The sequence below is a fragment of the Mycobacterium sp. ABE4_509 genome (genome assembly GCF_056160785.1).
The window spans coordinates 67,196-76,571 of record NZ_JBSWXU010000007.1; the positions used below are offsets into that span (position 1 = coordinate 67,196).

8 protein-coding genes are annotated in these 9,376 nt (G+C 67.1%); 2 read left to right on the forward strand and 6 right to left on the reverse strand.

What is annotated here, in order from left to right; genetic code table 11:
• Positions 1-6 precede the first annotated feature (6 nt).
• The gene (locus tag ACXAID_RS02985; RefSeq protein WP_475020688.1) at positions 7-1,533 is read left to right on the forward strand and encodes a cellulase family glycosylhydrolase; all 1,527 of its coding nucleotides are present in this window, start codon (positions 7-9) and stop codon (positions 1,531-1,533) included.
• Positions 1,534-1,553: 20 nt separating this feature from the next.
• On the opposite strand, the gene ACXAID_RS02990 is transcribed toward ACXAID_RS02985, so the two are convergent.
• The gene (locus ACXAID_RS02990; protein ID WP_475020689.1) at positions 1,554-3,419 is read right to left on the reverse strand and encodes a cellulase family glycosylhydrolase; all 1,866 of its coding nucleotides are present in this window, start codon (positions 3,417-3,419) and stop codon (positions 1,554-1,556) included.
• A 1,026-nt stretch (positions 3,420-4,445) separates the two neighbouring features.
• On the opposite strand from ACXAID_RS02990, the gene ACXAID_RS02995 reads away from it, so the two are divergent.
• Positions 4,446-5,732 carry an acyltransferase family protein gene (locus tag ACXAID_RS02995; protein WP_475020698.1) on the forward strand — a complete coding sequence of 429 codons (1,287 nt, stop codon included), beginning with the start codon at positions 4,446-4,448 and terminating at the stop codon, positions 5,730-5,732.
• A gap of 75 nt (positions 5,733-5,807) precedes the next feature.
• Here ACXAID_RS02995 and ACXAID_RS03000 read toward each other — a convergent pair whose 3' ends face one another.
• From ACXAID_RS03000 to ACXAID_RS03020, 5 genes are all read right to left on the reverse strand, one after another.
• Positions 5,808-6,194, reverse strand: a complete 387-nt coding sequence (locus ACXAID_RS03000) for a hypothetical protein (RefSeq protein WP_475020690.1) — start codon at positions 6,192-6,194, stop codon at positions 5,808-5,810.
• 303 nt (positions 6,195-6,497) lie between these two features.
• Entirely contained in the window at positions 6,498-6,821 is a 324-nt protein-coding gene (locus ACXAID_RS03005) for a PASTA domain-containing protein (protein WP_475020691.1), read from the reverse strand.
• Positions 6,822-6,970: 149 nt separating this feature from the next.
• A complete protein-coding gene (locus ACXAID_RS03010; protein WP_475020692.1) occupies positions 6,971-7,477 on the reverse strand; it encodes a DUF3830 family protein in 507 nt (168 codons plus the stop codon).
• Entirely contained in the window at positions 7,474-8,883 is a 1,410-nt protein-coding gene (locus ACXAID_RS03015; protein WP_475020693.1) for an amidase, read from the reverse strand. The genes ACXAID_RS03010 and ACXAID_RS03015 overlap by 4 nt, the downstream gene beginning before the upstream one ends.
• On the reverse strand, positions 8,883-9,376 hold a 494-nt coding region (locus ACXAID_RS03020), incomplete at its 5' end, for an NAD(P)-dependent oxidoreductase (protein WP_475020694.1). The genes ACXAID_RS03020 and ACXAID_RS03015, both read right to left, overlap by 1 nt.

Below are 9,376 nucleotides of genomic sequence, written 5' to 3' on the forward strand. Positions count from 1 at the left end.
CGCCGGATGGCCCGGTTCGGACCGAAGCTCGACCGACGGGGGTTCCTGGCGGCGACAGCGGTTGCGGGCGCCCACATCGTCGGCTGCTCGTCGCCGCCCGACCGGGCAGAAGTCGCCGAACAGATTCCCGGCCCACCGCGACGCTCGGTGCCGATCGGATTCGCGCTCGGCTCCACCGTCCTGTGGGCGACCGACGCCGAACTGCGCACCACCATGGACCAGGTGGCCGATGCCGGCGCGACCATGATCCGGTTCGACGTCTCGTGGACGTTCAGCGAGCCCGCCGAGGGTCACCTGGACTGGACCGCCAGCGACCGCGTCGTCGAGGCCGCCAAGAAGCGCGACCTGCAGATCCTCGCCACGGTGACGAACTCCCCGGCGTGGGCGGCGGTGAACCGGCGACGGCAGACCGGCCGCCCCGCCGATCCGGGCCGGTACGCACAATTCGCCGGCGACGTGGCCGGTCACTACGCCGGGGACGTGAGCCGCTACGAGATATGGAACGAACCCAACGGCCGGCTCTTCTTCGAGCCCGATCCGGACCCCGCCGCATACACCGCGATGGTCCGCCAGGCCTATTCGGCGATCAAGTCCGCCGACCCCGGTGCCACCGTCGTGGCGGGAGCACTCGGGGCAACCGATCCGGTGCCCGGCAACATCGAGCCGGTCGACTTCCTCCGGCAGATGTACGCCGCGGGCGTGGCCGGCAGCTTCGACGCCTTGTCATATCACCCATACGACTTCGTCGCCCCCTTCGCGGTGGGTGCCCTGCACGCCAACTCACCGACACAACAGATGGTGACCATGCGCGAGATGATGGTGGCCAACGGAGACGGCGACAAAGAGATCTGGCTGACCGAATACGGCGCGCCCAGCAGCGTGGTGGGACCAGACCGCCAGGCGACCCTGGTCGTCGATTCGGTCCGGCAGTGGCCCGAGGTGAGCCTGAGCGGCCCGCTCTTCGTCTACGCACTGCGGGACGGCGGAACCGATGTCAGCGACCCGCACACCGGGTTCGGCCTGATCGCCACGGACTCGACGCCCAAGCCCGCCTTCAACGACCTCAAGGCGGTGCTGCAGGCGGGCAATCCGGCGCGTGCCGAATTCACCGCATTCATGCAGGTGCCCGACGAGTCGCTCGGGCTCGCGCTGACACCGCTGTTCACCGTGCCCGGCGGGCATGGTCAGCAGTTCGAACACGGAACCCGCTTCAAGACTCCGACCGGATACTTCAACTCACCGCCGCCGGTGGCCGCGGTCGCCCGGCAGTGGAAGATCGCCCCGACCAGCGAGTTCACTAGTGGATACCAGGATTTCGAGGTTCCCGGCGGCGCGCGGATCTTCTCCAGCGAGTCCACCGGCACGCACATCGTCGTGGGCGCGATCCTGGCTGCATGGAATCGGCAGTTGGGTCTGGCGATCTCCGATGAGTATGAACTCGCCGAAGCTGCACCGCCGAGGCGCGTCGTCGACTTCGAGAACGGCAGGATCACCTGGGCCCCGGGCATCGGCGCGCGAGTCGAAATGCGCTGACTCGGCAGATGTCGGGGCCACTACGCGGCTGTCCCGGTCTCCGATCCTTCGTCCGCGGACGGTGCGGTGTCGTCGCTCTCGTCGCTCTTCGTGCCTGCCGAATCCTCCCGGGACTCGTCGTCGCTGTCCGCCTCGTCGCCTTCCGCGGTGTCCACGGTGTCCAGGGCCGCGGGGGTCGACTCGACCTCGGCAGCGTCGTCCTCGTCGACGGCCGCATCGTCGTCAACAGCAACCTCGTCCACAGCGTCGTCGCCATCAACAGCAACGTCGTCAACAGCGGAGTCGTCAACGGCAACATCGTCATCGGCGCCGTCGCCCTCGACAACGGCGTCGTCATCGAGGCCGTCGCCCTCGGCAGCGGTGTCGTCGGTGGTCTCGTCTGTCACCACCGCGGGGGCCTCCACCTCTACGGCGCCCTCGCCGTCGTCGTCAACGGCGGCGTCGGTTTCGGCGGCAGCGGGCTCGGCTGATATCCGCACCTCCTCTTCCGCCGCCGGCGACTCGTCCTCAGCCGCTGCGGCGGGGACGTCGCTCTGCGGTTCGGAGTCCGCGCCGGCCGAGCCGGATTCGTCTGTCGCATCGGCGACCTCGCTCGCGAGTGACACCGGTTCGGTGGACATCGCTTCCACCGACTGGGTCTGCTCAGACGTCGCCGCGGACAGTCGCGTGAAGGGCCTCGTCACCGCATCGACGATGCCGGTGATGATTCGCCCGACGGCGTCGGACACTCCCTGGACGAATGCGGTGACCTGACCGACCACATTGGCCACGAACGCTTGTAGCGCCGCACCGAGGTCGTATCCCGGGGAGGTCGGTGGATCTACCGGGTCGGGCTCTTCCACTTGCTGCTGCTCTTCGATCCACTGCGCGATGGCCTCGACGGCCAACTTCGGGTCACCGTTGGTGTAGAAGATCCCGAAATTGTCCTCCACCGATTCCGACCCCGAGTCGAGGTCGCTGGTCGAGTGGATGAACATCGGCCCCGTATAGGCGAATTCGCTCCATGCGGACAGGAACTCGGCGATGATGGCAGCCTGATCGGCCTCACTGATATCGCCGAACGTCGGAACGCCGAACTCCGTGGCCCAGATCTGCTTGGAGTCCGAATTCTCCTCCATGACCTCCCAGATCGCCTGCAACTGTTCATAGGCCGACCCTGGATAGCCTTCGCCCGCCGAGAACTCGGTGCCGAGCGGGTAGGCGTACGGATGGAACGACAGCACATCGAAATAGTCCTTGGCGCCCGAGGAATACATGCCCTCGACGAACTCCACCGGGTTCAGGGAGACACCCGAGAGCGTTCCGGAGGAACCCAGCACGCCCGCGATGACGATGTTCGACGAATCCGCCTCTTTGATGGCGGTATACGCGGCCTGCAGCATCGCGGTGTAGTCCTCGGGGTCGGTCGATTCGTAGAACATCGCGCCGTTGGGCTCGTTCCAGACCTCGTAGGCGTTGATGCTTCCCTGGTAGCGCTGCGCGACCGCGCCCGCGAAGTCGGCGTAGACCTCGGGATCGGGCACGGAGTTGAAACCGCCGTCACCGGCCCAGCTGGGAGTGTGGCTGACGATCGCCACGATTCCCAGACCGCGCGCGTCGGCGGCCTCGACGATGGCATCGACCGTGGCCCAGTCGTACACCCCCTGTTGCGGCTCGACGTACACCCAGGGGACCTGGATTCTGACGTTGGTGACGCCCATCGCGACCATCGCGTCCAGGTCGGCTTCGATGTCACCCTGGTTGTACGACCAGTACGGCTCGGACATGCCGACCGCGTCCTTGCTCTGGTCGACCTCGGCGGTCAGCACATACGCGTAGTCAGCCGATCGGGCGACCGCAGGCAGGGTCTGACCCGCCGACGAACACCAGAGCGCGGAGACGGTCATCGCGACTGCACAGTTAACGGCTAGTGGCCGCCTGACAGCGCGCACACGCCAGTCCATGGATTACCCCCGGCTTGCGAGATTGGGATTCGAGACGCGACCAGATGTCGTGCGCCAACGGTAGCTCAGTTTTAGGTTGCTGTCAGCACGTTCAGTCAACGTCGAATTGCGTTGCACGAGGCGATGGCCGGGCACATCAACAATCAGAGCCGATGCGATCGCCCCACGCTCGCACGGGGGTGCATCGTTGCCCGAGCCCCGGGCAGAGCGTCACGGGCCCACCCGCATCAGCCCTGGTCCAGCGACCAGAACCCGCTCTCAAATCTACTGAGAACCGGTTGAAGGAATTGTCAGCAACGTCAATGGCTACGCCGGTAGACGGTTCTGAACTGGATAAAGACCGGAATCTCATGACGATCGCAAACACCCGACCAATACAAACCCATTTGCTGAACAGCGAAGACATCGACGGAGTTCGACGTTGCTGAACGAGAGAAGAATTGTTTGCACACAAACGCCCGCGTCGCGTTGGAGAGCGTCTCACCACGCGAAATCAGCCAACCGCTGCGCACCGGCCGACCCGGGCCTGCCGAAGACGCACATAGGCCGTGGCAGCGCAACCAAAGATTGGCTTGGTAGTTCACTGCGGGATCGCGCGCCGACTCCGGCGCATGGACCGGCCCGGGGTTGCCCACCTCGGGCACACATCGTCACGGACGGTGCGGACGCCGCCCCTCCGCAAATGCCGCGGTTGTCCGCGATTCGGCGCGGCTCCACCCAGGCCGCCCGACTGAGGTAGCGCCGTCCCCCGCACTGGCAGCGAAAACGGATGCGCCACAGCGCGCTTCGGATCACCCGCCGAATGACCGTCCCACTTCGGCGGGGGCAAGCAGCGGGCCCCACCTCCCAACCTCCGGTGGCCGAGGTGATTCTGCTCACAAACACCCTTTGCCGCCTGACATGAACTCGGAACTCTAGCGATGATTTGAGGTACACAAGTAGTCGCTTTGGGGGCTCGCCATGACCACCATGCTGGACAGATATCGAATCTCGGAGCGCCGCCGCAGTCGCAAAGCAGCATCAGCAAATTTTCGACTTGATCTTCAGGGTTTGCGTGCTGTCGCAGTTCTGGCAGTTGTGGGCCACAGCCTGTGGGCACAGCCTGCGGGGGGATTTGTCGGGATCGACGTCTTCTTCGTTCTGTCGGGGTTCCTCGTCACAGCTGCCTTGTTGCGGACAGTGACACGCAGCAACCCGATGGCGCTCGGACGCTTCTTCTGGGGCCGGACACTGCGAATCGCCCCGGCAGCCGGTGTCGTGCTGCTGCTGACCTACGGCGTGGCTGCAATGCTGTTTCCACAGGTCCGTGCCGACCAGGTGGGCCTCGACGCCGTGTTCGCGTTCTTCTTCGTCGCCAACTGGCACTTCGCGGCGGTGGGAGCCGACCCGTTCGCCGGTGCCGCCTCGGCGTCGCCGCTGCAGCACTACTGGGCGTTGTCGGTCGGCGAGCAGTTCTTTGTTGCCGTGCCGCTGGTGGTGCTCGCGACGGCCGCTGTGGCGGTTCGGTACGGGTGGTCTCAGGCGCGCCGGATCACCGCCGTCGCCTTCGTTCTCGGTGTCCTCACCGTTGCCTCGCTGAGTTGGGCGCTTTATCTCTCCGCGAGTTCACCCGGGTGGGCCTTCTTCAGCACGATCACGCGGGCCTGGGAACTCGGGGTCGGCGCACTGCTGGCGACCGGTGCCGGCCTGCTCGCCCGCACCCCCGGTGTCGCCAAGCCGCTGCTGTCGTGGGCAGGTGTGGCGGTCATCGGCGCCGGCGTGTTCCTGATTCGCGAGACCACCGCGGGATTTCCCGCCCCCTGGGCGCTGCTGCCCGCCGCCGGCACCGCGATGGTCATCGCCGCCGGCATCGGCGGCGAACCACGGTTCCAGCCACTACTGCGTAACCGGGTCAGCACCTACCTCGGCGACCTCGCCTTCGCAATGTTTCTCGTTCACTGGCCCGTCATCGTCTTCGTCAGCGCGGTGATGGCCGCCGGTACGTCCTACTACTACGCCAGCGTGCTGTGCCTGACCTTCGGTCTGGCCCTGCTGTGCCACCACCTGATCGAACAACCGCTGCGCTACATCAGCCGGGCTCGGATCCGAGACAACCTGGAGGCAATGGATCAGGGTCTGCTGCACATCGAGCGGGCCACCAAGGTCGCGCTGGTGGCCGGGCTGGTGTTGGTGACCCTCGCCGTCGTTGCCTACGCGACGCGTCCGGATGCGCTGCTGGTCGGCGGGTTGGCCGGAATTCCAGGCACCGCAGGCTAGGGAAAAGAAAAAGAAGCAAAGAAGCAGGGACTGCCACGTGGCAGTCCCTGCTCGACGATCGGTTGGTGGTGCCGGCTAGCAGCCGCGGCCCACTGCGGAGGAGATGGTTCCGTACGGGCCGACCGAGATGGACAGCCCGAAGATGCAGGCCTCGAAGCTCAGGTTCGCGGCCCAGCCGAAGAACGGCTGCAGGAAGCCGGGAACGAGCACGATCGGGGCGAACTCGAAGTACGTGGTCTTGTCGGTCGGGCCACCGTCCGGCTTGGCCGGGCCGAAGTAGATCCAAGACTGCTCGGCGAAACCGATCGAGCTCAGCGCCGGCGCGGCCGGTGCCGGGATCGCAATGTCAGCCTGCGCGGCCACGGCCGGTGTCAGAACGGTGGCAGAGGCGATCGCGGCAGTCGCCGCGCCGACCTTGACCTTGGTGCTGACCGCGGAAAGGTTTGCGGAAACGGTAGACATATATCCCACCCCTGTTTCGGTAGCCGCGCTGGATACGACTGACTTGAAAGAGAGCTTTGCATGCTGAGGTTTGCCTGTCAACCGGAACACAGCTTCCTGAGAACCGACTCAGCAATGCTCAGAAACCTCGCAACCAGCAGGTAACGCGCCACCGCTGCCCGATCGGGTAGATGCCGAACCCGGCCCCAGCCGGACCGATGCTGCCATCACAGTTTGCTGGGGCAAGAAAACCCGGCGGTTTTCACAGAAGAAGCCCCGCTTGCCCAGACGGATCCCGGTGGCTCGCGCCTGCGAATCGCGCGATCAGAGGCGCACCGGGGAACTGCAGCCCCGCGTGTCGGGGCGACGCACCCGCAGGATGACCCGCTTGGTCTTCTGGGAAATGTTTTTCCCGGCCCCGGGGCCCTGGGCGCACACTTCCCAGTTCTGATAGTTGATGACCTCGCGGTTGTCTTTCCTGTTCTGGATCCGAAGGTCGAGGTCCACGTCCTCACCGACGACGTTCAACACGGTGTTCACCGCGCGCTCCAGGCTCATCCCGCGCACGTCCGGCATCTCCCACTCGTCAGCCGCCGCGGCCGGCCCGGCCAGACCAAGCGCACCCACGGTCAGCGCAATCGTGGTCACGAGTCCAACCACCGCTCGCCTCAGCATCGTCATACCCCTCACATCGCTATCGTCCCGACTCACAAACCGTAGCCGACCGCTCCGCTAACCGATCCCGCTACGGTAACGATTCGCTCACAATGGCTTTGCAGTGCGCCAGCACACTACCTTCAGGCGCGCTGGAAACTCAGCGTCTCCCCCCGCACCCCACCCATCCAGAGATCCTGGCAGGCCTCGGCCATCTCCGGCAGGCCCTCGATGATCTCCCCGAACACATTGCCGGGCACCCAGCCCTGGTCGCCGTTGATCAGCAGGTTATTGCGCCCGTAGAACAACGCCAGGTCCACGATCGCGCCGGTGGTGCCGGTACCGGTGGAGTTCTCATACCCGTAGGCCGGATTGCCGAGCTGATCGGAACTGAACGAGAACCAGCACAGGTCCCCCGGGATCGGCGTGACCGTGGTGTTCTCCAGCCCCGGGTCGGCCGCGGTGAAGGCCGGCAGCAGCGTGTAGATCTCGTTGCGGGCGTACTTGCCGTGAAAAACCGGAGCCGAGACCGGCCCGCCGGACATCGCGTCCCACACCGCCGCGCAGGTTCGCGGGGCCTGCTCCTCGAGCAGGCGGGCGGTGCAGCGCACGCCCCGCTTGTCCAACGAAACGGTGATCAGTCTGCTCACTTCGCGTCCTCCTGCGTCATCACTGTCGGCGTGCGCCGGTGCCAGTCGGTCACCGTCTGATAGGCCTGCCCCACCCGCAGCACCATCGCGTCGGCGTGCCGGGCGCCGACGATCTGCAGCCCGACCGGCAACCCGGCGGCGGTGAAACCGCACGGCACGCTCAGCGCGGGCTGCTGGGTCATGTTGAAGGGGTAGGTGTAGGGCGTCCAGCTCGTCCAGTCCGGCGACAGCGACCCGTCCGGGACATCCTGGCCGACCGGGAACGCCGGCAGCGGCAGCGTCGGCGTCACCAGCACGTCGTAGCGCTCGTGGAAGCGGCCCATCAGCTGGCCCAACCGCATCCGGACCGCCATCGCATCCAGATAGTCCGAACCCGAACAGGCGGCGCCGGCCACCGCGGTGCGCAGCAGGCCCGCATCGGCCCGTCCGGTCAGCTCGGCCAGCGAGCCGTAGGGCTGCAACACCTTGGCCTCCCCGGAGAACCACAACACGTGGAAGGCCTCCACCGGGTCGGTGAACCCCGGATCGACCTCGTCGACGGTCGCACCGGCCTCGGCCAGCACCGTCACAGCCGCGCGCACCGCTGCCTCGACGTCCGGATCGTTGCGCACGAAACCGAGATTCGGCGAGAAGCCGATCCGCAGCCCGGCCACCCCGCCGTCCAGACCGTCCAGGAACGACCCGGCCGGGCTCGGCATCGCCGCCCAGTCCCGGGCGTCGAACCCGGTGATGACGTCCATCAGCGCGGCGGTGTCTCGGACCGTGCGGGTCATCGGGCCGGAGTGCGCCAGTGTGCCGAACGGGCTCGGCGGATAGTGCGGGACCAGCCCGAACGTCGGCTTGAGCGCCACGGTGCCGGTGAAACCGGCCGGTATCCGCACCGAGCCTCCGCCGTCGGTGCCGACCGACCACGCCCCCATGCCCAGCCCGACCGCCGCGGCACTGCCCCCACTGGAGCCGCCGGATGTGGTCGCCGGGTTCCACGGGTTTCCGGTCGGGCCGTAGGTCAGCGAGTCGGTGACGCCCTTCCAGGCGTACTCCGGGGTGGTCGTCTTGCCCAGGATCACCGCGCCGGTCTCGCGCAGCCGCGCCACGCACGGCGCGTCCTCGTCCCACGGGCCGGCGGGGTCGATCAGCGCGCTGCCGCGCAGCGTCGGCCAGCCCTCGGTCAGGAACACGTCCTTGATCGAGGTCGGCACACCGTCGCCGGGGCCCAGCGGTTGCCCGGCCTGCCAACGGGACTCGGACTCCTCGGCCGCGGCCAGCGCCCCCTCGGGGTCGACGAGCACGAACGCGTTGACCGCGCCGTTGTGCGCTTCGATGGCCTCCAGCGCGGCCCGGGTGGCCTCGACCGGTGAGATCGTCTTGTCCCGGTACCCCGCAACCAGTTCGGCCGCTTCGAACATCACTGCCCTCCCGGGATGTAACCCAGCTTCTTGTCCACCACATTCTGCAGTTCGTCACCGGCCAGCCAGCGCCGGGCGTTGGCGGCGAACTGCGCCGCCAGCTCGTCGCGCCAGCCGACCACGTCGGCGGACATGTGGGCGGTGATCGTCACATTCGGCGCCTCCCACAGCGGGTGGGTGGGCGGCAGCGGTTCGGTGTCGAACACATCCAGTGTGGCGCCGCCGATCCGGCGCCCGGTCAGCGCATCGAGCAGCGCAGCCTCGTCGACCATCGGGCCGCGGGCGATGTTGACCAGGTGTGCGTCGGGTTTCATCGCCGCCAGCACCGCCGCGTCGACCAGCCCCCGGGTGGCCGCGGTCAGCGGTGCCGCCAGGATCAGGTGATCGCACCATGGCGCGACAGCGGAAAGATCTGCGCTGGAGACGATCTCGCCGAAGTCTGGGTCGTCGGCGGCGGGCCGGCGGCCGGCGCCGCGCACCACCAGCCCGGCGG

Excerpts from the sequence above, each read along its gene's own strand:
- ACXAID_RS02990 (WP_475020689.1), bottom strand. The coding sequence starts at position 3,419 with ATGACCGTCTCCGCGCTCTGGTGTTCGTCGGCGGGTCAGACCCTGCCT.
- ACXAID_RS02995 (WP_475020698.1), top strand. The coding sequence starts at position 4,446 with ATGCTGGACAGATATCGAATCTCGGAGCGCCGCCGCAGTCGCAAAGCA.
- ACXAID_RS03015 (WP_475020693.1), bottom strand. The coding sequence starts at position 8,883 with ATGTTCGAAGCGGCCGAACTGGTTGCGGGGTACCGGGACAAGACGATC.
- ACXAID_RS02985 (WP_475020688.1), top strand. The coding sequence starts at position 7 with ATGGCCCGGTTCGGACCGAAGCTCGACCGACGGGGGTTCCTGGCGGCG.
- ACXAID_RS03000 (WP_475020690.1), bottom strand. The coding sequence starts at position 6,194 with ATGTCTACCGTTTCCGCAAACCTTTCCGCGGTCAGCACCAAGGTCAAG.